The organism is Enterobacter sp. MEB024, from assembly GCF_030209635.1.
GTDB classification, from domain to species: Bacteria; Pseudomonadota; Gammaproteobacteria; order Enterobacterales; family Enterobacteriaceae; genus Enterobacter; species Enterobacter ludwigii.
In genome coordinates this window covers 64,461-86,710 of record NZ_JARVRQ010000009.1, presented here as the reverse complement: position 1 = coordinate 86,710, position 22,250 = coordinate 64,461, and the positions used below count along the sequence as shown (strand labels likewise).

The 22,250-nt window shown below is 56.8% G+C and carries 19 protein-coding genes; 14 read left to right on the top strand and 5 right to left on the bottom strand.

Annotation, left to right across the window (positions count from 1 at the left end; translation table 11 throughout):
* Position 1: 1 nt before the first annotated feature.
* Both alsE and alsK read left to right on the top strand, forming a co-directional pair.
* On the top strand, positions 2-697 hold the full coding sequence (gene alsE / locus QRN24_RS16065) for a D-allulose 6-phosphate 3-epimerase (protein ID WP_020882821.1): 696 nt from the start codon (positions 2-4) through the stop codon (positions 695-697).
* Positions 681-1,625 carry an allose kinase gene (gene alsK, locus QRN24_RS16060; protein WP_032681901.1) on the top strand — a complete coding sequence of 315 codons (945 nt, stop codon included), beginning with the start codon at positions 681-683 and terminating at the stop codon, positions 1,623-1,625. Before alsE ends, alsK begins: the two co-directional genes overlap by 17 nt.
* Here the strand turns inward: alsK and QRN24_RS16055 are convergent.
* Positions 1,570-3,858: an ATP-binding protein gene (locus tag QRN24_RS16055; RefSeq protein ID WP_284942879.1), complete on the bottom strand. Its 2,289-nt coding sequence runs from the start codon at positions 3,856-3,858 to the stop codon at positions 1,570-1,572. The two genes, alsK and QRN24_RS16055, sit on opposite strands and share 56 nt — an antisense overlap.
* 181 nt (positions 3,859-4,039) lie before the next feature.
* Between QRN24_RS16055 and QRN24_RS16050 the strand changes: the two genes are divergently transcribed.
* The 6 genes from QRN24_RS16050 to QRN24_RS16025 all read left to right on the top strand — a co-directional run bounded on the left by QRN24_RS16050 (position 4,040) and on the right by QRN24_RS16025 (position 10,172).
* A complete protein-coding gene (locus QRN24_RS16050; protein ID WP_284942878.1) occupies positions 4,040-5,560 on the top strand; it encodes a sugar ABC transporter ATP-binding protein in 1,521 nt (506 codons plus the stop codon).
* The gene (locus QRN24_RS16045; protein WP_014168244.1) at positions 5,557-6,552 is read left to right on the top strand and encodes an ABC transporter permease subunit; all 996 of its coding nucleotides are present in this window, start codon (positions 5,557-5,559) and stop codon (positions 6,550-6,552) included. The genes QRN24_RS16050 and QRN24_RS16045 overlap by 4 nt, the downstream gene beginning before the upstream one ends.
* A 30-nt stretch (positions 6,553-6,582) precedes the next feature.
* Positions 6,583-7,524: an ABC transporter substrate-binding protein gene (locus QRN24_RS16040; protein ID WP_014168243.1), complete on the top strand. Its 942-nt coding sequence runs from the start codon at positions 6,583-6,585 to the stop codon at positions 7,522-7,524.
* A gap of 86 nt (positions 7,525-7,610) precedes the next feature.
* Positions 7,611-8,297, top strand: a complete 687-nt coding sequence (locus QRN24_RS16035; RefSeq protein ID WP_014168242.1) for a D-lyxose/D-mannose isomerase — start codon at positions 7,611-7,613, stop codon at positions 8,295-8,297.
* A gap of 10 nt (positions 8,298-8,307) precedes the next feature.
* Positions 8,308-9,168, top strand: a complete 861-nt coding sequence (locus QRN24_RS16030) for a ketose 1,6-bisphosphate aldolase (protein ID WP_025206378.1) — start codon at positions 8,308-8,310, stop codon at positions 9,166-9,168.
* Positions 9,165-10,172, top strand: a complete 1,008-nt coding sequence (locus QRN24_RS16025; RefSeq protein ID WP_086462941.1) for a carbohydrate kinase family protein — start codon at positions 9,165-9,167, stop codon at positions 10,170-10,172. Before QRN24_RS16030 ends, QRN24_RS16025 begins: the two co-directional genes overlap by 4 nt.
* On the opposite strand, the gene QRN24_RS16020 is transcribed toward QRN24_RS16025, so the two are convergent.
* Positions 10,169-10,900, bottom strand: coding sequence for a response regulator (locus QRN24_RS16020; protein ID WP_014168239.1), 732 nt, complete (start codon positions 10,898-10,900; stop codon positions 10,169-10,171). The two genes, QRN24_RS16025 and QRN24_RS16020, sit on opposite strands and share 4 nt — an antisense overlap.
* A gap of 255 nt (positions 10,901-11,155) precedes the next feature.
* Between QRN24_RS16020 and fdhF the strand changes: the two genes are divergently transcribed.
* Together fdhF and QRN24_RS16010 are read left to right on the top strand one after the other, a co-directional pair.
* The gene (gene fdhF / locus QRN24_RS16015; RefSeq protein ID WP_081750655.1) at positions 11,156-13,303 is read left to right on the top strand and encodes a formate dehydrogenase subunit alpha; all 2,148 of its coding nucleotides are present in this window, start codon (positions 11,156-11,158) and stop codon (positions 13,301-13,303) included.
* A 324-nt stretch (positions 13,304-13,627) separates the two neighbouring features.
* The gene (locus QRN24_RS16010) at positions 13,628-14,302 is read left to right on the top strand and encodes a tetratricopeptide repeat protein (RefSeq protein WP_014168236.1); all 675 of its coding nucleotides are present in this window, start codon (positions 13,628-13,630) and stop codon (positions 14,300-14,302) included.
* A 73-nt stretch (positions 14,303-14,375) separates the two neighbouring features.
* On the opposite strand, the gene gltP is transcribed toward QRN24_RS16010, so the two are convergent.
* Positions 14,376-15,689: a glutamate/aspartate:proton symporter GltP gene (gene gltP, locus QRN24_RS16005; RefSeq protein WP_013095082.1), complete on the bottom strand. Its 1,314-nt coding sequence runs from the start codon at positions 15,687-15,689 to the stop codon at positions 14,376-14,378.
* A 423-nt stretch (positions 15,690-16,112) separates the two neighbouring features.
* Between gltP and acs the strand changes: the two genes are divergently transcribed.
* The 3 genes from acs (at position 16,113) to actP (ending at position 20,105) form a co-directional block, all read left to right on the top strand.
* Positions 16,113-18,071, top strand: a complete 1,959-nt coding sequence (acs, locus tag QRN24_RS16000) for an acetate--CoA ligase (RefSeq protein WP_151712588.1) — start codon at positions 16,113-16,115, stop codon at positions 18,069-18,071.
* A 73-nt stretch (positions 18,072-18,144) separates the two neighbouring features.
* Complete coding sequence (locus tag QRN24_RS15995) at positions 18,145-18,459, top strand: DUF485 domain-containing protein (protein ID WP_014168233.1); 315 nt, start codon at positions 18,145-18,147, stop codon at positions 18,457-18,459.
* Complete coding sequence (gene actP, locus QRN24_RS15990; protein WP_014168232.1) at positions 18,456-20,105, top strand: cation/acetate symporter ActP; 1,650 nt, start codon at positions 18,456-18,458, stop codon at positions 20,103-20,105. The genes QRN24_RS15995 and actP overlap by 4 nt, the downstream gene beginning before the upstream one ends.
* Positions 20,106-20,137: 32 nt before the next feature.
* Here actP and QRN24_RS15985 read toward each other — a convergent pair whose 3' ends face one another.
* A complete protein-coding gene (locus QRN24_RS15985; RefSeq protein ID WP_023310063.1) occupies positions 20,138-20,827 on the bottom strand; it encodes an LrgB family protein in 690 nt (229 codons plus the stop codon).
* Positions 20,820-21,230: a CidA/LrgA family protein gene (locus QRN24_RS15980; RefSeq protein ID WP_032679393.1), complete on the bottom strand. Its 411-nt coding sequence runs from the start codon at positions 21,228-21,230 to the stop codon at positions 20,820-20,822. The genes QRN24_RS15985 and QRN24_RS15980 overlap by 8 nt, the downstream gene beginning before the upstream one ends.
* A gap of 102 nt (positions 21,231-21,332) precedes the next feature.
* Between QRN24_RS15980 and QRN24_RS15975 the strand changes: the two genes are divergently transcribed.
* Positions 21,333-22,214, top strand: coding sequence for a LysR family transcriptional regulator (locus QRN24_RS15975; RefSeq protein ID WP_025206385.1), 882 nt, complete (start codon positions 21,333-21,335; stop codon positions 22,212-22,214).
* Positions 22,215-22,250 lie beyond the last annotated feature (36 nt).

Here is a 22,250-nt window from a genome sequence, read left to right as displayed (position 1 = left end):
GATGAAAATTTCCCCCTCCCTGATGTGTATGGACCTGCTGAAATTCAAAGAGCAGATCGAATTCATAGACCAGCACGCGGACTACTTCCATATCGACATCATGGACGGTCACTTTGTGCCCAATTTGACGCTGTCACCGTTCTTTGTCAGCCAGGTGAAGAAGCTCGCCACCAAACCGCTGGACTGCCATCTGATGGTGACGCGCCCCCAGGACTACATTAGTCAACTGGCACAGGCCGGAGCGGATTTCATCACCCTGCATCCGGAAACGATTAACGGTCAGGCCTTCCGTCTGATTGACGAAATTCGCCGTCATGGCATGAGAGTCGGTCTGATCCTCAACCCTGAAACGCCCGTTGAAGCGATGAAATATTACATTCACAAGGCGGACAAAATTACGGTCATGACCGTCGATCCTGGCTTTGCCGGGCAGCCTTTCATTCCGGAAATGCTCGAAAAAATTGCCGAGCTGAAAGCCTGGCGCGAACGTGAAGGGCTGCGCTATGAGATTGAGATCGATGGCTCCTGCAATCAGTCCACCTACAAAAAACTGATGGCCGCCGGGGCTGATGTCTTTATCGTCGGGACGTCAGGACTGTTCAACCACGCAGAGAATATCGACGACGCATGGCAACTGATGGCCGGACAGATTCTGTCGGCAAAGAACGAGGCCCTTCCTCATGCAAAAACAGCCTGATGTCGTTGCCGGAGTGGATATGGGCGCTACCCATATCCGTTTTTGCCTGCTTACAGCCGAGGGGGCCGTGCTGCACTGTGAAAAACACCGTACAGCAGACATTATCCGTTCAGGCGTCATGTGCGGCGTCGCAGAAATGATCGTTGCAAGGCTTCGCCACTATCAGGTTCGCTGTCGGGGTCTGGTGATGGGTTTTCCTGCGCTGGTCGGCAAAGACAAACGCACCATTATCTCGACACCAAACCTGCCATTACAGGCAACAGACCGACGGGACCTGGCGGGTAAACTGGCGGACGCGCTGGGATGCCCGGTCGAATTCTACCGTGACGTTAACCTCCAGCTCTCTTTTGATGTTATGCAGCACAACTTGCAGCAACAGCAGGTTCTGGCAGCCTATCTCGGTACCGGCATGGGGTTCGCCATCTGGCTGAACGGCGCGCCCTGGACAGGTGCACACGGGGTCGCGGGCGAGCTTGGACATATTCCGCAGGGCGATATGTCACGCCATTGCGGTTGTGGTAACACAGGATGTCTGGAAACCGTCTGTTCCGGTATTGCCCTGAAACAGTGGTATGAACAACAGCCCCGTGATTACGCGATTGGCGAGATTTTTACCTCAGCGTGTCATGACCCCTTTGTCATACAGCTCTTAAATCATGCAGCCCGAGCCATTGCCACCAGCGTAAATCTCTTCGACCCGGATGCGGTGATCCTCGGCGGCGGCGTGATGGATATGGTCGATTTTCCACGCGACGCGCTGATTGCCAGAATTAAACAGCATCTGCGCCGTCCGCTGCCGTATGAGGCAGTCCGTTTCATTACAGCATCATCGTCATCCTTTAACGGTGCTCAGGGGGCGGCGACCCTGGCTCTCAGCCAGTTCCTGTCATCACCTTGCGCAACGCCTGCGCCAGCTGAACACGGGTAAAAGGCTTGCGCAGTAACGCCACGTCCGGCAGTTGCGGGTTATGCGTCGGACGCAGATCCTGGCCGCTGATCAGCAACACCGGAAGCTGCGGATAATGGCTGCGCACATGGTTGATCACCTCGGCACCACTGAGGTTGCCGGGCAGCATTAAGTCGCTAATAAACATGCCAATATCCGGTGACGCGTCCAGCATCTTCAGGGCCTGTTCGCCGTTGTCCGCTTCAAGCGTCAGATAGCCCAGCTGATGCAGCTGCTCGCACAGGGTCTGGCGGACATCGGCTTCATCTTCCAGCACCAGTACCAGGCGTTCATTTTCAACGGCAGCCGCGGCGGCATGGGTCTCATCAGCAGAACGAACAGGCAGCGTCGAGCGTGGCAGATGCAGCCGCACGGTGGTCCCCTGCCCCGGCGCGCTTTCAATCTCCACGCGCCCACCGGACTGGCGTACAAAACCGTAGACCATCGACAGGCCTAATCCGCTACCGCTTCCGGTTTGCTTGGTCGTAAAGAACGGTTCGAAGACCCGGGATTTGACCTCCTGCGACATTCCACTTCCCCGGTCAATAACCTCCAGCGCCACCATATCCTGCCTGCGTCCGTCACTGCGGGTCACGCGCTGATTCCACGTGCGGATCTTAATAACCCCCGTCTGTCCCTCCATCGCATCGCGGGCGTTCATCACCAGGTTAATAATGGCGTTTTCCAGCTGGCTGACGTCTATCCACGCCGGCCACGCCGGTGATTGCGCTTCAATTTCCAGCGTCAGGGTGGCCGGCAGCGAGTGGTACATCAACTCCCGCAGGTTCTCGAGCAGCGGTTTCATCTCTACCGCGTGCGGGGTCAGGGATTGCTTGCGGGAAAACGCCAGCAGGCGCTGGGTCAGCACCGCACCACGCTCGGCGGCCTTGAGTGCCCGGGTGATACGCGGGGCGTCATGTGAGTCAGGATCGGTGAGTTCCAGACTGCCAATGATCACCGCCAGCAGGTTGTTAAAGTCATGCGCCAGACCGCCCGTCAGCTGCCCGACGGCCTTCATCTTCTGGCTGTGCAGCAGCGCCTCTTCCAGCCCCTGACGCTCGATGCGGTCGATCTCCATCTGCGTGGTTTTTTCTTTCAGCAGGCGGGTGGTGTGGACAAGCGAGGCGGTGTTGCGGGCAAAAACGTTAAACGCTCGCGCCAGCTCACCCAGCTCATCACGGCGCTGCAGTCCAGGGACGGAAACATCCTGCTCGCCGTGGGCAAGGCGCGACATCGCCCGGGAGATGGCCGTCAGGTTGGAGGCCAGATTACGGTAGATATACCAACAGGCGCACCCGGTGATGATCAGCGCCAGCACGGCGAACACGCTGATAAATACACTGATGGAGCGCAGCTCCTGGTGACTCTGGGCAGTGCGCAGCCGGGAGGCCTGCGCCACCTGTTCAACGTACTGATTGATGTCGCTGTTTAATATCGCCACCAGCGCCTTGATGTGGAACATATACCAGCTGATCGCCAGATCGCTCTCCTCCAGCTGCGTCGAGAGCGGAACAAGCTTGTGAAGCTCGGCATTAAAATCGGGCAGGATAGCGTTCACCACGGGCTGCGTCACGCTCCGGGGCAGCGTTGCCGTCACGGCATCCAGCTGCTGAACCGTGGCGCGCGGCGAGGGCGTTTCAATAGCGGCGATGATTAGTCTGTCCATTTCCATAAGCTGTTGCGCATCCGGGACGTTGCTGGCGTAACGGCGGTTGATGTCCTGCAGATGGCGTAAATAGCTCTGGCTTTGATAGAGCGCGCTGAGAAGCGCATTACGCTCCAGATGACGCCGCTGCCCGCGCTCCAGCATGCCCGTCACGCTCTGCTGTAACTCATTACTTCTCTGAATAATTCGCGCCACCAGCGCGGGCTCCTGTTGCGCCAGTGGCGCATCGGCAAGCTGTTCCAGCGAGTGACGCAGCGCCATCTGCGTCTGCTTCAGGCGCTCGGCTTCGCCCTTGTATTCCAGCGCGCCCACAACTTGCGAGAGCCGCACCGCCGCCGTTGCCACATTGGCGGTATCGCGGGCGAGGTTCATGCTGCCGGTCATGTCATCCAGCGTCTGCTGCTGCACCTGTTCCTGGATCTGGCTGGCATGACGAAAGCCGAGCACCGCCACGCCGCTGACCATCAGCGTCACCGCCACCACCAGCAGATTAAAAATCAGCAGGCGACCACGGGCGCTGGCAAAGAAGGGCGGACGGTGTGATGGCATACGGTAAGCTCCGGTGCAATGTGATGCCCTCACCCTGGCCCTCTCCTGCTGAGAGGGAAAAAGCGGGGAATTGTGATGTAAGTTAACTATTCATAACTATGACAAATATGAACGGCTTCTGACATTTTGCATTTACCAACCTGTGATGAAGTGCGGATATCGACATTCAAGGAGATCCGCCATGAGCAGAACCCCGGTACTGGAGATGCGCAACATTGCCAAAACGTTTGGCCATTTCCACGCGCTCAAGGGTGTGGATTTGACGGTATACCCCGGTGAGATCCACGCGCTGATGGGGGAAAACGGCGCAGGAAAGAGTACCCTGATGAAGATCCTCGCGGGCGCCTACACCGCCACCAGCGGCGAGATCCTGATTGACGGACAGCCGTTTCACATCAAAGGGCCAAAGGATGCGCTGGCCGCGGGTATCACCCTCATTTATCAGGAGATGCAGCTTGCCCCCAATCTGACCGTCGCTGAAAACATTTTTCTGGGCAGCGAGCTGTCGCGCGCCGGGCTGATACAGCGCAAAGAGATGGCCGCACAGGCGCAGGCGGTGATTGACCGTCTGGGCGCGCACTTCAAGGCGACCGACCTGGTAATGAGGCTAACCATCGCCGAGCAGCAGCAGGTTGAAATTGCCCGCGCGCTACACCGCAACAGCCGCATTCTGGTGATGGATGAACCCACCGCCGCCCTCTCCTCACGTGAAACCCATCGCCTGTTCGAGCTGATACTGCGCCTGCGAGAGGAAGGAATGGCGATTATCTATATCAGCCACCGCATGGCGGAAGTGTATGAACTCTCCGATCGCGTCAGCGTTCTGCGTGACGGGCAGTACGTCGGTAGCCTGACGCGCGACAAACTGAACGCCTCTGAACTGGTGAAGATGATGGTCGGGCGTCCGCTAAGCGATCTGTTTAACAAAGAGCGCGATATCCCGCTCGGCAGCCCGCGTCTTAACGTGCATCACCTTACCGACGGCAAGAAAGTGCTCCCCTGCAGTCTGCAGGTGCGTTCCGGAGAAATTGTCGGGCTGGCAGGTCTGGTGGGCGCCGGACGTTCCGAACTGGCGCAGCTGATCTTCGGCGCGCGCAAAGCCACGGGCGGCATGATTGAAGTCGACGGCGAACCGGTGGTGATCCACTCCCCACGTGCCGCCATCGACAACGGGATCGGTTTTCTCACCGAGAACCGCAAAGAACAAGGGCTGTTCCTCGAGCTGGCCGCACAGGAGAACATCACCATGGCGACGCTGGAGCGCGACGCCACCTTCGGCATGCTGAACCGCAAAAAAGCGCAGACCATTTCTGACGATGCGATCGCCCTGCTTAACATCCGCGTGCCGCATTCACAGGTCCGCGCGGGTGGCCTGTCCGGGGGCAATCAGCAAAAGCTGCTTATCTCCCGCTGGGTGGCCATCGGCCCACGCATTCTGATTCTGGACGAACCGACGCGCGGCGTCGACGTCGGGGCGAAAAGTGAAATCTACCGCATCATGAACCAGATGGCGCGCAAGGGCGTGGCGATCCTGATGATCTCCAGCGAGCTGCCGGAAATCGTCGGCATGAGCGACCGCGTCTATGTCATGCGTGAAGGCAGCATTGCAGGTGAACTTCACGGAGCAGAAATTTCACAGGAAAACATCATGACGCTGGCGACCGGCGTGAACGACTCTCATCATCAGGCGGTGCAACTATGACAAATTCAACCCATCCGCAGCAGGTGGCGAAGTCCGCCTCTGCCAAAAAAATGCTGATGAGCGATCTGATGCAGACGGTCGGCATTTTGCCCATCTTGATCCTGATTGTGGCGGTATTTGGTTTTATCGCGCCTAACTTCTTTACCGAAAGTAATCTGCTCAATATCACCCGCCAGGCGTCGATCAACATCGTACTGGCCGCAGGGATGACCTTCATCATTCTGACCGGCGGGATCGACCTCTCTGTCGGCTCCATTCTGGGCACCACGGCCGTGGCGGCGATGGTGGTGTCGTTAATACCTGAGTTCGCCATGCTTTCTATTCCGGCAGCGCTCATGCTCGGCCTGGTGCTGGGTTTGTTCAACGGCGCGCTGGTCGCTTTTGCCGGGCTGCCGCCGTTTATCGTGACGCTCGGTACCTATACGGCACTGCGCGGTGCGGCTTATCTGCTGGCGGACGGTACGACCGTCATTAACTCCAACATTAACTTTGAGTGGATCGGCAATAACTACCTTGGACCCATTCCGTGGCTGGTGGTGATCGCGCTGGCGGTAATTGTGCTGTGCTGGTTTATTCTGCGTCGCACCACGCTTGGCGTTCACATTTATGCGGTTGGCGGCAACATGCAGGCGGCGCGTCTGACAGGCATTAAGGTCTGGCTGGTGCTGTTGTTTGTGTACGGCATGAGCGGACTGCTCTCGGGCCTGGGCGGCGTGATGAGTGCCTCGCGTCTCTACAGCGCCAACGGCAACCTGGGCATGGGCTACGAGCTGGATGCGATTGCGGCGGTGATCCTCGGCGGCACCAGCTTTGTCGGCGGGATCGGCACGATCACCGGCACGCTGGTGGGGGCGCTGATCATCGCCACGCTTAACAACGGCATGACGCTGATGGGCGTCTCCTACTTCTGGCAACTGGTGATCAAAGGGGCGGTGATCATCATAGCAGTGCTGATCGACAAATACCGTACCCGACACCATCAAAGTGCATAACAACAATACCCTACAAGCGAGGAAGAGAAGATGCGTTTGAAACCGTTAGTGACCGCGCTCTGTGCTGGCGCGCTGCTTGCCGCAACGCCGTTTGCGCAGGCGAAAGATCTGAAGTCCATCGGCGTGACGGTGGGCGACCTGGCCAACCCATTCTTCGTGCAGATCACCAAAGGTGCCGAGCTGGAAGCGCGCAAACTGGCGGGGGATAACGTCAAAGTGACGCTGGTCTCCAGCGGTTACGATCTCGGCCAGCAGGTGGCGCAGATAGACAACTTTATTGCGGCCAAAGTGGACATGATCATCCTTAACGCCGCGGATTCCAAAGGGATCGGCCCGGCGGTTAAACGCGCGAAAGAGGCCGGGATCGTGGTTGTCGCGGTTGACGTCGCGGCGGAAGGGGCGGATGCCACCATCACCTCCGATAACACCCAGGCGGGGGAAATGGCCTGTAAATACATTACTGACCGCCTGAAAGGCAAAGGCAACGTGGTCATCATCAACGGGCCGCCAGTGTCCGCGGTGCAAAACCGCGTCGAAGGCTGCCAGACCGAGTTCAAAAAACATCCGGATATCAAGGTGCTCTCTGATAACCAGAACGCCAAAGGTAGCCGTGAAGGCGGTCTGGAAGTGATGACCTCACTGCTGGCGGCCAATCCGAAGATCGACGGCGTGTTCGCGATTAACGATCCGACGGCGATCGGTGCCGATCTGGCAGCAAAACAGGCCCAACGCAATGAATTCTTTATCGTTGGCGTAGACGGCAGCCCGGACGGCGAGGAAGCGCTTAAGCGTGAAAACTCCCTGTTTGTCGCAACGCCGGCTCAGGATCCGCAGGTAATGGCGGCAAAAGCGGTTGAGATCGGCTATGACATTCTGCAGGGCAAACCTGCGCCTAAAGAGCCTGTGCTGATCCCGGTGACGATGATCGATAAAAAGAACGTCGGATCCTATAAAGGGTGGACAGTTAAGTGATGTAGTGCGGTTTGATGCCCTCACCCTGATCTTCTCTTCGCGCGAGAGAGTTGGGGTGAGGCCTGACATAGCGTCCAGGGGGCCCGATGAAACGCTCCGAAATCAATGAAATCCTTGGCCACACGCGGCAGTTCTTCTCCATGCACGATGTGCATCTCCCTCCCTTTGCCAGTTTTCCGCCAACGAAATGGCAGCAGCTTGATCCGGCCGCCTGGCAGGAAGTGTTTGATCTCAGGCTTGGCTGGGACGTAACGGCATTCGGCGGCGACCATTTTGCCGCACAGGGGCTAACGCTCTTTACCCTGCGCAATGGCTCACCGAACGGCGTGCCCTATGAAAAGTGCTATGCCGAAAAAATCATGCACGTCCGGGATGGTCAGGTAACGCCCATGCATTTTCACTGGCGTAAACGGGAAGACATCATCAACCGTGGCGGCGGAAACCTGATCGTCGAGTTATGGAATGCCGGCGCACATCAAGAACCTGAAAATACCGACGTGACCGTTACCCTCGACGGCTGTCTGCAAACCCACGCGCCCGGCAGTCAGTTACGCCTGCAACCCGGGGACAGCATCTGCCTCACCCCCGGCCTGTACCACAGTTTCTGGGGCGAACGCGGTTTTGGCGACGTACTGGTGGGGGAAGTGTCATCGGTGAATGACGATGAACACGATAACCATTTTTTACAGCCCATTGCCCGCTATAACAATATCGAAGAAGACGAACCGGCGGTGCTGGTGTTGTGCAACGAGTACAACCTGTTTCGGAAATAAGGAGTAAATAATGCCATTGATTTCTCTTGCCGACGGTCTTGAGCACGCCAGGAAACACCGCTACGCGCTCGGCGCGTTTAACGTTCTCGACTCCCATTTTTTGCGCGCGCTGTTTGCTGCCGCGAAACAGGAACGCTCGCCGTTTATCATTAATATTGCGGAAGTCCACTTTAAGTATGTCTCCCTGGAGTCGCTGGTCGAAGCGGTCAGGTTTGAAGCCGCCCGTCATGATATTCCGGTGGTGCTCAACCTCGATCACGGCCTGCATTTCGAGGCGGTGGTACGTGCGCTGCGCGTAGGCTTCAGCTCCGTGATGTTTGATGGATCCACTCTGAGCTACGAAGAAAACATTCGCCAGACGCGGGAGGTGGTGAAGATGTGCCACGCGGTTGGCGTATCGGTAGAAGCGGAGCTGGGTGCGGTAGGCGGTGACGAAGGTGGCGCGTTGTATGGCCATGCGGATGAAGCGTTGTTTACGGACCCGCTGCGTGCGCGCGAGTTTGTCGATGCCACCGGCATTGATGCGCTGGCGGTCGCCATTGGCAACGCGCACGGTAAATACAAAGGCGAGCCAAAACTCGATTTCCCTCGTCTGGACGCCATTCGCCAGCAGACCGGCCTGCCGTTGGTCTTACACGGCGGCTCCGGCATCAGCGATGCCGATTTTCGTCGCGCCATCGAACTGGGGATCCATAAAATCAACTTTTATACCGGCATGTCACAGGCCGCGCTCTCCGCCGTTGAGCAACGGATGGCAAAACGTCAGCCTCTGTACGATGAATTTGCAGAACTGTTGCTGGGCATAGAGGAGGCGATTACCGATACGGTCGCCGCGCAAATGCGCATCTTTGGCAGCGCGGGGCAGGCATAATGGAACGTAAAGGGATTATCGCCGCCGGCAATATGCTGGTGGATCATGTCCACCAGATTGTGCAATGGCCGGAGCGCGGCTGGCTGGCGGAAATTACCCACAGCGAACGTTCAACCGGCGGTGCGCCGCTGAACGTCCTGCTGACGCTGGCCAAAATGCACGTTGGCCTGCCGCTGCAGGCCGTCGGCCTGATTGGCGAAGATAGCGACGGCGATTACATCCTGGCGATGCTCGACCAGTATCACGTCAACCGCCAGCGGGTGCAGCGCACGACCTTTGCGCCAACCTCTATGTCGCAGGTTATGACCGACCCCAGCGGGCAGCGCACTTTTTTCCACTCCCCGGGCGCCAACCGTCTTCTGGATCTGCCCGCCTTCGACCGCCTCGACGGCGCGATGAAGATTTTCCATCTCGGCTACCTGTTACTGCTCGACAGCCTGGATATGCCCGATGACGAGTACGGCACCCGCAGCGCACGGCTGCTGGCCCAGATGCGCGATCAGGGGTATGAAACCTCGCTCGATCTGGTCTCGCGAAAGGGTGACCCTCGCTATCAGCCGCTGGTCCTCCCTGCCCTGCGCCATCTTGATTATCTGGTCATCAACGAACTGGAAGCAGGCGAGTTTAGCGGGCTGGAGATGCGCGACGAGAACGATGCCCCGCACATTGCCCATATCGCGGAAGCCGCCTCACAGCTTCTGGCAGCTGGCGTGCGTCAGCGGGTGGTGATCCACTGTCCGGAAGGGGCGTGGGGGTTAACACCGGACGATGAAGGGCGCTGGATCCCCTCCTGGTTGCTGGAGCGGGAAGAGATTATCGGCAGCGTCGGGGCGGGTGATGCCTTCTGCGCAGGCTTCTTATACGGCTGCCATGAAGCGTTGCCGCTGGTCGAGAGTATTTATCTGGCCCATGCCTGCGCGCGGGCAAGCCTGCTGGCTGCGAACGCCATTGATGGGGCAAAAACGCTGGCCGAGTTGCAGCTGTTTATTAAAGAGAATATTTAAGCCGCTTTCTCGCTGTGAGACACATCGGCAGCAAAGACGTAGCCCAGCCCCCGGACGGTTTTAATGAGTGCGGGCTGATGCGGGTTGGCTTCTATTTTACGGCGCAGGCGCATGATCAACACATCGATTGTGCGGTCGAACACCTCGGCACTTTCGCTGTGCGTCAGCTCGAGCAGTTGTTCCCGGCTGAGCACCCGCCGGGCGTTCTGGGTGAGCGCCAGCAGCAGACCATATTCTCCCTGGGTCAACGGTACGGGGTTACGCTGCGGATCGCTGAGTTCACAACGGGAGGTATCCAGCGTCCAGCCATTGAACGTCACGCCCGCCACGCGTGGCACCGGGGTGTCTGCGGCCAGCGCCCCGGTCCGGCGAAGCACGGCTTTAACCCGGGCAACCACCACGCGCGGGTTAAACGGTTTGCCAATATAATCGTCGGCCCCCATCTCCAGCCCCACCACCACGTCTGACTCACTGCCCAGCCCGGTCAGCATCACCACCGGCAGCTCCGGACGTTGCTTTTGCAGGTGCAGTAATACCTGCAGGCCGTTGATATCCGGCAGCATCATATCCAGCAGGACAAGGGCGATGTGTGGCTCATGCTGAACCAGACTCAGCGCGTCCTGGCCGTTATGGCAGACGAGCACGCTAAAGACGTGCTCACTCAGCACATCCTGCAGCAGCTCGCAGACTGCGGTATCGTCATCAACCACCAGAATCGCCGGTTTCATCGCATGCTTCCATCAGGGGATTATGTTAAGTCTGAACTATTCTGCCGTCGGCTCCAGCCAATTTGACTTTTACATGACGGAATTACAACCCATGTCACATCCACTGCCCATTCGACACGTCAATTTTGACGATTGGCTGTTTTTCGTCAGGGTTTTGCCCCTCTGTTGGCCGTAAAGTCTGCTGATACCCACAATAAAAACATGGCATAGAAGCTGCATAGTGGGGCGTAAGCATTGATTAACTGGAGCAGACTGATGAAAAAAGTCGTCACGGTTTGCCCTTATTGTGCCTCGGGTTGCAAGATCAACCTGGTGGTCGATAACGGCAAAATCGTCCGGGCGGAGGCCGCCCAGGGGAAAACCAACCAGGGCACGCTGTGCCTGAAAGGCTACTACGGCTGGGATTTTATTAACGATACCCAAATCCTTACCCCACGCCTGAAAACCCCTATGATCCGCCGCGAGCGCGGTGGCAAGCTGGAAGCCGTCTCCTGGAGCGAGGCGCTGGATTATGTCGCCACGCGCCTGAGCGCCATCAAAGCCAAGTATGGCCCGGATGCGATCCAGACTACCGGCTCTTCACGCGGTACTGGTAATGAAACCAACTATGTAATGCAAAAATTCGCGCGCGCCGTTATTGGTACCAATAACGTCGACTGCTGCGCTCGCGTCTGACACGGCCCATCGGTTGCAGGTCTGCACCAGTCGGTCGGTAACGGCGCTATGAGTAATGCGATCAACGAGATAGATAACACCGATCTCGTGTTTATTTTTGGCTATAACCCGGCGGATTCTCACCCTATCGTCGCGAACCACGTGATTCGCGCCAAACAGAATGGGGCGAAAATCATCGTCTGCGATCCGCGCAAAATTGAAACGGCACGTATTGCGGATATGCACATTGCACTGAAAAACGGCTCGAATATCGCGCTGTTGAATGCGATGGGCCACGTCATTATTGAGGAGAATCTCTACGACCAGGCGTTCGTCGCGACCCGTACGGAAGGGTTTGACGAGTATCGGAAAATTGTCGAAGGCTACACGCCGGAGTCCGTCGAAGCGATAACCGGCGTAAGCGCGCAAGAGATCCGTCAGGCAGCGCGGATGTACGCCGGAGCGAAAACCGCGGCCATTTTGTGGGGCATGGGCGTCACCCAGTTCTATCAGGGCGTGGAAACCGTACGCTCCCTGACAAGCCTCGCGATGCTGACCGGAAATCTGGGCAAACCGCATGTGGGCGTGAACCCGGTACGTGGTCAAAACAACGTGCAGGGTGCATGTGACATGGGCGCACTGCCGGATACCTATCCGGGCTATCAGTACGTTAAGTTCCCGGAAAATCGTGAGAAATTCGCGAAGGCCTGGGGCGTGGAGAGCCTGCCGGAACATACCGGGTATCGCATCAGCGAGCTGCCGCACCGTGCGGCGCACGGTGAAGTGCGTGCCGCCTACATTATGGGTGAAGATCCGCTGCAGACCGACGCCGAGCTGTCAGCGGTGCGTAAAGGCTTTGAGGATCTCGAACTGGTGATTGTCCAGGACATCTTTATGACCAAAACCGCGGCGGCGGCGGATGTGATTTTACCGTCAACATCATGGGGCGAGCATGAAGGTGTTTACACGGCGGCAGACCGCGGCTTCCAGCGCTTCTTCAAAGCGGTGGAGCCGAAGTGGGATCTGAAAACCGACTGGCAGATCATCAGCGAAATCGCCACCCGCATGGGTTATCCGATGCACTACAACAACACCCAGGAAATCTGGGACGAGTTGCGCAAACTGTGTCCGGACTTCACCGGTGCCACCTATGAGAAAATGGGTGAACTGGGGTATATCCAGTGGCCATGCCGCGATGAGTCAGAGGCCGATCAGGGCACGTCGTATCTCTTTAAAGAGAAGTTCGACACCCTGAACGGACTGGCGCAGTTCTTCACCTGCGACTGGGTCGCGCCAATCGATAAACTCACCGATGAGTATCCGATGGTGCTCTCTACCGTGCGTGAAGTGGGCCACTACTCCTGTCGTTCGATGACCGGTAACTGCGCTGCGCTGGCGGCACTGGCGGATGAACCGGGCTATGCGCAGATCAATACCGCTGACGCAGAGCCTCTGGGCATTGAAGATGAAGCCCTGATCTGGGTGCACTCGCGTAAAGGACGCATCATTACCCGTGCGCAGGTCAGCGACCGACCTAACAAAGGAGCGGTCTATATGACCTACCAGTGGTGGATTGGTGCCTGCAACGAACTGGTGACGGAGAACTTAAGCCCGATAACCAAAACGCCGGAGTATAAGTACTGCGCCGTACGCGTGGAGCCGATTGCTGACCAGCACGCCGCGGAACAGTATGTGATTGACGAATATAGCAAGCTGAAAGCCAGACTGCGTGAAAGCGCGTTGGGTTAATGCCGTTAATTAATCGATGAATAAAAGGGGGTGACTTATTCACCCCTTTTTTATTTCTTAATAAGCTATTTATATTATCAATATATATTGTGCACGCTGCCCCGCAGCAATAATGTCATTAGCACCGAAATAAATACCCGCCTTTGTATTTTAATTCAGTGAGAGAATCTCCCCTGCGAGCGTCTAATGCCCTCTTTCACAAGTATTATTGTGAGACGAAACGCGGCGGACGCCTGGAAATGTTCATTCACCTTTACCGCGCCCGTTTTTTTCTTCTGCGACGACGATTATACTGCGCGGCGTGTACCCAGATGATAAGAATCCATGAAATCAATTTTTCTGATGTTGTTATTTTTTACGTCACTCGTCCACGCGGATGAGATTGGCAGCCAGTACAAGCAACAGGCGGAAGCGGGTGACGCCCGCGCCCAGTATTACCTTGCCGATACCTACTTCAGTTCCGGCGACAGCAAGCAGGCCGCGCAGTGGGCAGAGAAAGCAGCAAAAGGGGGCGATGTCGACGCCATGGCGTTGTTATCGCAAATCCAGTTTACACAGGGCGATTACGCGCAGGCCAAAGCGCTGGCGCAGCAGGCCACTATCGCCGGCAGTAAACGTGGCGCAATTATGCTGGCACGCGTGCTGGTCAACACCCAGGCAGGGAAAACCGACTACCCACAGGCCATCGCACTGCTGCAAACGGCAACCGAAGATATCGACAACGACTCCGCGGTGGATGCACAAATGCTGTTGGGGATGATTTATGCCAACGGCGTTGAGGTGGCGCAGGACGACGTCAAAGCCGCGTCGTGGTTCAAACGCAGCTCCTCCCTTTCGCGTACGGGTTACGCGGAGTACTGGGCCGGAATGCTGTTCCAGCAGGGCGAGAAAGGCTTTATAACGCCGAATAAGCAGAAAGCGCTCTACTGGCTGAACCTGAGCTGTACCGAAGGGTTTGATACGGGATGTGAAGAATTTGACGCGTTGAGTGGGGAGTAAAGCCTCTTACACGGCCCTCTCTTTTGGCAGAGAGGGAATGCGAAAAGGCCGGGTTAACCCCGGCCTTTTTATTTTACTGGTCTGCGGTCTTATCAAAACGACCCAGCACTTCGCGTTCATACGCCAGCGCTTTTTTACGGTCGAATTTGTGCTCCCACTTAGCGATAACCAGCACCGCCAGGGCGTTACCCACCACGTTCAACGCCGTACGCGCCATGTCGAGGATACGGTCGACACCGGCGATAAACGCCAGACCTTCCAGCGGGATCCCTACGCTGCCCAGGGTTGCCAGCAGGACGACAAAGGAGACGCCAGGTACACCTGCGATGCCTTTTGAGGTCACCATCAGGGTCAGCACCAGCACGATCTCCTGCCACAGAGACAGGTCAATGCCGTACAGCTGAGCAATAAAGATAGCTGCAATACTCTGGTACAGCGTTGAGCCGTCCAGGTTAAAGGAGTAGCCGGTTGGCACCACAAAGCTGGTAATCGACGCCGGCGCGCCGTAGGCCTCCATCTTCTCGATAATACGCGGCAGTACGCTTTCAGAGCTTGCCGTGGAGTACGCGAGAATCAACTCATCTTTGAGAATACGGATCAGGATCCAGATGCTCAGCCCACACAGGCGCGCCACAATTCCCAGTACCACCAGCGCGAAGAACAGGATGGCGAAGTGAACCAGAATCACCAGCTTCGCCAGCGGCCACAGGGAGGCGAAACCGAAGTTCGCCACGGTTACCGCGATAAGCGCAAACACCCCAACCGGCGCGTAGCGCATCACCATGTGAGTCACTTTGAACATGGTTTCAGAAATTGAGCGGAACACGGTGACCAGCGGTTCACGGTGCGTGGCAGGCAGGGAGGAGAGACCCAGACCAAACAACACCGAGAAGAAGATGATCGGCAGCATCTCGCCCTTCGCCATGGAAGCCACGATGTTGGTCGGCACCAGCGAAAGGATGGTTCCCATCAGGCCATGCGCGTGGCTCTGTACTTCAGCGGTAGTGCTTTGATATTTCGAAATATCCACCGTCGCCAGCTGCGACATATCGATCCCGGACCCTGGCTGGAACACGTTCGCCAGTGTGATGCCCAGAATGATGGCAATCGTCGTGATCACTTCGAAATAAAGAATTGTCTTCGCGCCGATACGGCCTAACTGTTTTGCATCCCCCACACCGGCAATGCCGACGACCAGCGTTGAGATAACAATCGGTACGACAATCATCTTGATCAGATGAATAAAGATATCTCCTGCCGGGGAGAGCAGGTTCGCAATCAGCCACTCGCGGCTGTCGCTGTGATAATGCAGGTAGCTACCCAGCAGGATACCCAGCACAAGGGCTAGCAAGATTTGCCAGGCCAGGCTGACTTTAACGTTTTTCATAGAAACTGACTTCCTCAATGAAGCGCCCTATTCACATAAACTGCATGAATATGGATACATACTGAAAGGGTATGAATTGTGTTGCGTTGGTTTATGGGATTTTTTAACGCGGCGTATGAGTATCATTTGCGCGGCATGTTGCGCAAGCCTTAAAGAACGGCACATTTCGCTGCAAAAAGCGGTCATGACGTGAGTTTGTCACAATTCCCATCAATAACTTTTTGTTATAAAAAGGCTTTTTTAATCGAAATTGTGAATAATCGGCACGGTGAATTATTTTCCTTCAAAGTTTCATTCGCTCATTTTTCATACTCTTCAAACAATGCGTGATCTGTAGCCCAAATAATAAACAAAGCTTGTAAAGCCCCTACTATTAACGTTTTTGCGACATATTATTAACATCTTACAAGGAGAAAAAAAGCCATGAGCCAAGTACATAAACACGACATTCCCGCAAACATTGCGGACCGTTGCCTGATAAACCCGGAGCAGTACCACGAGAAGTATCAGCAATCCGTCTCCAGCCCGGACGTCTTCTGGGGTGAGCAGGGCCATATTCTTGACTGGATTAAACCTTATCAGAAGGTGAAGAACACCTCCTTTGCGCCCGGCAACGTCTCCATTAAATGGTACGAAGACGGCACGCTGAACCTGGCAGCAAACTGTCTTGACCGCCACCTTGCCGAACGCGGTAATGAAACGGCCATTATCTGGGAGGGCGACGACGCCTCTCAAAGCAAACACATTACATATAAAGAACTGCACCGCGACGTGTGCCGCTTTGCCAACGTTCTGCTGGAAAGGGGCATTAAAAAAGGCGACGTGGTGGCTATCTATATGCCAATGGTGCCTGAAGCGGCGGTAGCCATGCTGGCCTGCGCGCGCATCGGTGCGATTCACTCGGTGATTTTTGGCGGCTTCTCACCGGAAGCGGTAGCCGGACGTATTGTCGATTCCAGCTCGAAACTGGTGATCACGGCCGATGAAGGCGTGCGCGCTGGCCGTGGCATTCCCCTGAAGAAAAACGTCGATGAAGCGCTGAAAAATCCGAACGTGAAAACTGTCAGCAACGTCATCGTTCTCAAGCGTACCGGCGGCAAGATCGACTGGAATGAAGGACGCGACCTGTGGTGGAGCGATCTGATTGAAAAAGCCAGCGACCAACATCAGCCGGAAGAGATGAACGCGGAAGACCCGCTGTTTATTCTTTACACCTCCGGCTCAACCGGCAAACCGAAAGGCGTGCTGCACACCACCGGCGGCTATCTGGTCTATGCCGCTACCACCTTCAAGTACGTATTCGACTACCATCCGGGCGACATTTACTGGTGTACTGCCGACGTAGGCTGGGTCACCGGTCACAGCTACCTGCTTTACGGTCCGCTGGCCTGTGGTGCCACTACGCTGATGTTTGAAGGCGTACCGAACTGGCCAACGCCGGCACGCATGTGTCAGGTGGTCGACAAACACAAGGTCAATATTCTCTATACCGCCCCAACGGCGATCCGCGCATTAATGGCGGAAGGCGATAAGGCCATTGAAGGCACTGACCGCTCTTCGCTGCGCATCCTTGGTTCCGTTGGCGAGCCCATCAACCCGGAAGCCTGGGAGTGGTACTGGAAGAAAATCGGCAACGCAAAATGCCCGGTGATGGACACCTGGTGGCAGACCGAAACCGGTGGCTTTATGATCACCCCTATGCCGGGTGCGACGCAGTTAAAAGCCGGTTCAGCAACTCAACCGTTCTTCGGCGTACAACCTGCGCTGGTGGATAACGAAGGCAATCCGCTGGACGGAGCCACCGAAGGCAATCTGGTGATCACCGATTCCTGGCCGGGCCAGGCGCGTACCCTGTTCGGCGACCACGAGCGCTTTGAGCAGACCTACTTCTCGACCTTTAAAAACATGTACTTTAGCGGTGACGGCGCCCGGCGTGACGAGGACGGTTATTACTGGATAACCGGGCGCGTGGACGACGTGCTTAACGTCTCCGGCCACCGTCTGGGTACCGCGGAGATTGAATCCGCGCTGGTATCTCATCCGAAGATCGCCGAAGCCGCCGTCGTCGGGATCCCACACAACATTAAAGGCCAGGCGATTTACGCCTACGTCACGCTGAATCATGGCGAAGAGCCGTCACCAGAGCTGTATGCCGAGGTGCGCAACTGGGTACGTAAAGAGATTGGCCCGCTTGCCACGCCGGACGTACTGCACTGGACCGACTCTCTGCCGAAAACCCGCTCAGGCAAAATTATGCGCCGCATATTGCGCAAAATCGCAGCCGGTGACACCAGCAACCTCGGTGATACCTCAACGCTTGCCGATCCTGGCGTTGTGGAAAAACTGCTCGAAGAGAAGCAGTCCATCGCAATGCCATCGTAACGCGATCCCCCCTCTCCCCCCCCGGGAGAGGGAATAAAAAAACCTCCCCTATAAATACTTCTGGAGACCTCTGATGAATAACGATATTTGTCAGCAGATAGAGAATAGTGCGCACTACAGGGAGCTCGTGGATAAACGGCAACGGTTTGCCTTCTTACTTTCCATCATCATGCTGATTATTTACGTCGGCTTTATTCTGCTGATTGCCTTTGCCCCACACTGGCTCGGTACGCCGCTGCACGCGGGCACCAGCGTCACGCGCGGAATTCCGATTGGGATTGGCGTGATAATCATTTCGTTTGTGCTGACCGGCGTGTACGTCTGGCGCGCCAATGGCGAATTCGATCGTCTTAACAGAGCAGTCCTGGCAGAGGTAAAAGCATCATGAAGAGAGTCCTGACGGCGCTTGCCGCCACACTTCCCTTTGCCGCCAACGCCGCTGATGCCATCACCGGCGAGGTACAGCGCCAGCCAACCAACTGGCAGGCGATTATCATGTTCCTGATTTTCGTGCTGCTGACGCTGTACATCACGTACTGGGCCTCGAAACGCGTGCGCTCCCGTAATGATTACTACACCGCAGGCGGCAACATTACCGGTTTTCAGAACGGGCTGGCAATTGCAGGCGACTTTATGTCCGCCGCCTCCTTCCTCGGTATCTCCGCGCTGGTATACACCTCCGGCTACGATGGTCTGATTTACTCCCTCGGCTTCCTCGTGGGCTGGCCGATTATTTTGTTCCTGATCGCTGAACGCTTGCGCAACCTGGGCCGCTATACCTTCGCAGACGTGGCCTCCTACCGGCTGAAGCAGGGGCCGATTCGTACCCTCTCCGCCTGCGGCTCGCTGGTGGTGGTCGCGCTGTATCTGATTGCGCAGATGGTCGGCGCGGGTAAATTGATCGAACTGTTGTTCGGCCTGAACTACCACATCGCGGTGGTGCTGGTGGGTGTGCTGATGGTGATGTACGTCCTGTTCGGCGGCATGCTGGCCACGACCTGGGTGCAAATCATCAAAGCGGTCCTGCTGCTGTTCGGCGCCAGCTTTATGGCCTTTATGGTCATGAAACATGTCGGGTTCAGCTTCAATAATCTGTTCACTGAAGCGATGGCGGTACACCCGAAAGGGGAAGCGATCATGAGCCCTGGCGGGCTGGTGAAAGACCCTATTTCTGCGCTTTCGCTCGGTCTGGGTCTGATGTTTGGTACGGCTGGCTTGCCACACATCCTGATGCGTTTCTTCACCGTGAGCGATGCGCGTGAAGCGCGCAAAAGCGTCTTCTACGCCACGGGCTTTATGGGTTACTTCTACATCCTGACCTTTATCATTGGTTTTGGCGCCATCATGCTGGTGGGGGCGAATCCGGCGTTTAAAGACGCGGCGGGCGGGCTGATTGGCGGTAACAACATGGCGGCAGTGCATCTGGCCGACGCGGTAGGCGGTAACCTGTTCCTTGGCTTTATCTCGGCCGTGGCCTTCGCCACCATCCTCGCGGTGGTTGCCGGGCTGACGCTGGCGGGTGCGTCTGCGGTATCGCACGACCTCTATGCCAACGTTATCCGCAAAGGGGCAAGCGAACGTGATGAGCTGAAAGTCTCGAAAATCACCGTGCTGGTGCTGGGCGTGGTCGCTATTCTGCTGGGGATTTTGTTCGAGAAGCAGAACATCGCCTTTATGGTGGGGCTGGCCTTCTCCATTGCGGCAAGCTGTAACTTCCCTATCATCCTGCTCTCCATGTACTGGTCAAAACTGACCACCCGTGGGGCGATGATTGGCGGCTGGCTGGGGCTTTTGACGGCCGTGATTCTGATGGTCCTTGGCCCGACAATTTGGGTACAGATCCTCGGTCACGAAAGCGCTATCTTCCCGTATGAATACCCGGCGCTGTTCTCCATTGCCGTGGCGTTTATTGGTATCTGGGTCTTCTCCGCGACCGATAACTCGCCGGAAGGTAACCTGGAGCGTGAGAAATTCCGCGCCCAGTTTATCCGCTCACAAACGGGTCTGGGCGTCGAGCAAGGCCGCGCGCACTAACCTCGTCTCCCCGGCCTTACTGGCCGGGGAAATCAGAACATCACCCACGCCACCAGCGGTGCAATCAATACCATCACCACGCCCGAGAGCATCATCACCAGGCTTGCCACCACCCCTTCCTGCTGCCCGAGTTCATACGAACGTGCCGTTCCCGCACCGTGCGATGCCGCGCCAAATCCCGCCCCTTTCGCCATTCCTTCACGGATCGACAGCCGCAAAAAAAGCATGTCGCCAACCGCCATCCCGAAGACGCCCGTCACGACCACAAATAACGCGACCAGATCAGGCTGTCCGCCGAGCGGCTTGGCCGCGGCCAGCGCAAACGGGGTGGTGACCGAACGGACGGCCAGGCTGCGCTGAATTTCATCGGGCAGCGTAAACAGCCGTGCCAGCCAGACGGAACTGCAGACCGCCACCACCGTGGCCGTGATCACGCCAGCGCTGAGCGACATCCAGTGGCGTTTGATGATCGCCAGGTTGTCATACACCGGTACCGCAAAGGCAATGGTCGCAGGCCCCAGTAGCCACAGCAGCCAGTGGGATTCCCCAATGTAGTTCTGCCAGGAGATATGCCCGAAGACCAGCATCAGGACCAGCAGGATCGGCGTGAAGACCAGCGGCATCAGCGGCAGCGCGTGAAAACGGCGATACAGCCGTTTATTGGCAAAGTAGATCGCCAGAGTGGCAATCAGGCACAACACGCTTATCTGGAAGTTAGTCATGCTTTTGCCTGCTGATTTCAAACCGATACACTTTATCAACCACCCAGGCGGTGGCCCCCAGCACCATCAGCGTGCTCAGCGCAATGACCGCGAAGATGCGCCAGCCATCTACCCTCAGCAGTTGCGCATAGTTCACCACCGCGACCACGGCAGGCACAAAGAACAGCAGCATTTCCGCCAGCAGCCAGCGCGCGCCGGCGCGTACCCAGTTGAGGGGGATAACGCGGCAGAGGATAAGCGTCAGCATCAGCACCATTCCAACCAGGTTGGCAGGCAGCGGCAGATGCAACCAGTTGACAAGATATTCCGCGAAAACAAACAGTCCCGCATAAAGCAGTACCTGAACCGGTACCTGAAGTCGTTGCACAACGGCAGGCGTAACACGGCTTAACGCCACGGCCATGGGGGTTTTCCTCAAAAATGAGACGAGCCGCCAGTATAGTGAGCGCACGTAATGGACTGAAATGAATTAAAATCATCAAAGGTATAGTTCCGAGGAATAATCATGGACATAAGAACGCTGCGCTATTTTGTCGAAGTGGTTCGTCAGCAAAGTTTTACCCGCGCAGCGGAGAAGTTGTTTGTCACCCAACCCACCATCAGCAAGATGCTGAAAAACCTCGAAGATGAACTGAACTGCACCCTGCTTATCCGCGACGGACGCAAGCTGCTGCTGACCGATACCGGGCGGGTCGTCTTTGAACGCGGGCTGGCGATCCTGGCGGAGTTCCGCCAGCTGGAAGCGGAGCTTGGCGATATCAATCACCTGACAAAAGGGCTGCTGCGCCTCGGCATCCCACCGATGGTTGGGATGATGATGGCCGGCCCCATCAGCCTGTTTCGCCAGCGTTATCCCGGCGTTGAACTGAAAATTTCCGAGTTTGGCGGCTTAACGGTTCAACAGGCCGTCACCAACGGCGAGCTGGATGTCGCCATGACCGCCCTCCCCGTGGAGGAAGAGAGCGGTCTGGCGACGCTGCCGCTCTTTAGCCATCCGCTGTGCGTGCTGGTCCCCCGCTCTGGTGACTGGCTGAAGGTCGACACGGTGAAACCCGAACGGCTCGGTGAACACCCGCTGCTGATTTACAACGAAGATTTCGCCCTCAGCCGCCAGCTGATGGCGCTGTTTAATCAACACAACGTGAAGCCGCGCATTGCGGTGCGCAGCGGGCAGTGGGATTTCCTGGCCGCGATGGTGCAGGCAGGCGTCGGCATTGCGATATTGCCGCAGCCGATTTGCGAACGGCTCGATAAAAACACCCTGCGCTGGATCCCGCTGGAAAGCGATTTGCACTGGCAGTTAGGGATGATTTGGCGCGAAGGGGTTTATTTATCACACAGCGCGCAGGCGTGGCTGAAATGCTGTGAAGGATTTTGGGTCCCCTGACCCTCTCCGGGCGGAGAGGGTCAGGGTGAGGGTATC

Excerpts from the sequence above, each read along its gene's own strand:
- alsE (WP_020882821.1), top strand. The coding sequence starts at position 2 with ATGAAAATTTCCCCCTCCCTGATGTGTATGGACCTGCTGAAATTCAAA.
- alsK (WP_032681901.1), top strand. The coding sequence starts at position 681 with ATGCAAAAACAGCCTGATGTCGTTGCCGGAGTGGATATGGGCGCTACC.
- QRN24_RS16055 (WP_284942879.1), bottom strand. The coding sequence starts at position 3,858 with ATGCCATCACACCGTCCGCCCTTCTTTGCCAGCGCCCGTGGTCGCCTG.
- QRN24_RS16050 (WP_284942878.1), top strand. The coding sequence starts at position 4,040 with ATGAGCAGAACCCCGGTACTGGAGATGCGCAACATTGCCAAAACGTTT.
- QRN24_RS16045 (WP_014168244.1), top strand. The coding sequence starts at position 5,557 with ATGACAAATTCAACCCATCCGCAGCAGGTGGCGAAGTCCGCCTCTGCC.
- QRN24_RS16040 (WP_014168243.1), top strand. The coding sequence starts at position 6,583 with ATGCGTTTGAAACCGTTAGTGACCGCGCTCTGTGCTGGCGCGCTGCTT.
- QRN24_RS16035 (WP_014168242.1), top strand. The coding sequence starts at position 7,611 with ATGAAACGCTCCGAAATCAATGAAATCCTTGGCCACACGCGGCAGTTC.
- QRN24_RS16030 (WP_025206378.1), top strand. The coding sequence starts at position 8,308 with ATGCCATTGATTTCTCTTGCCGACGGTCTTGAGCACGCCAGGAAACAC.
- QRN24_RS16020 (WP_014168239.1), bottom strand. The coding sequence starts at position 10,900 with ATGAAACCGGCGATTCTGGTGGTTGATGACGATACCGCAGTCTGCGAG.
- QRN24_RS16010 (WP_014168236.1), top strand. The coding sequence starts at position 13,628 with ATGAAATCAATTTTTCTGATGTTGTTATTTTTTACGTCACTCGTCCAC.
- gltP (WP_013095082.1), bottom strand. The coding sequence starts at position 15,689 with ATGAAAAACGTTAAAGTCAGCCTGGCCTGGCAAATCTTGCTAGCCCTT.
- acs (WP_151712588.1), top strand. The coding sequence starts at position 16,113 with ATGAGCCAAGTACATAAACACGACATTCCCGCAAACATTGCGGACCGT.
- QRN24_RS15995 (WP_014168233.1), top strand. The coding sequence starts at position 18,145 with ATGAATAACGATATTTGTCAGCAGATAGAGAATAGTGCGCACTACAGG.
- actP (WP_014168232.1), top strand. The coding sequence starts at position 18,456 with ATGAAGAGAGTCCTGACGGCGCTTGCCGCCACACTTCCCTTTGCCGCC.
- QRN24_RS15985 (WP_023310063.1), bottom strand. The coding sequence starts at position 20,827 with ATGACTAACTTCCAGATAAGCGTGTTGTGCCTGATTGCCACTCTGGCG.
- QRN24_RS15980 (WP_032679393.1), bottom strand. The coding sequence starts at position 21,230 with ATGGCCGTGGCGTTAAGCCGTGTTACGCCTGCCGTTGTGCAACGACTT.
- QRN24_RS15975 (WP_025206385.1), top strand. The coding sequence starts at position 21,333 with ATGGACATAAGAACGCTGCGCTATTTTGTCGAAGTGGTTCGTCAGCAA.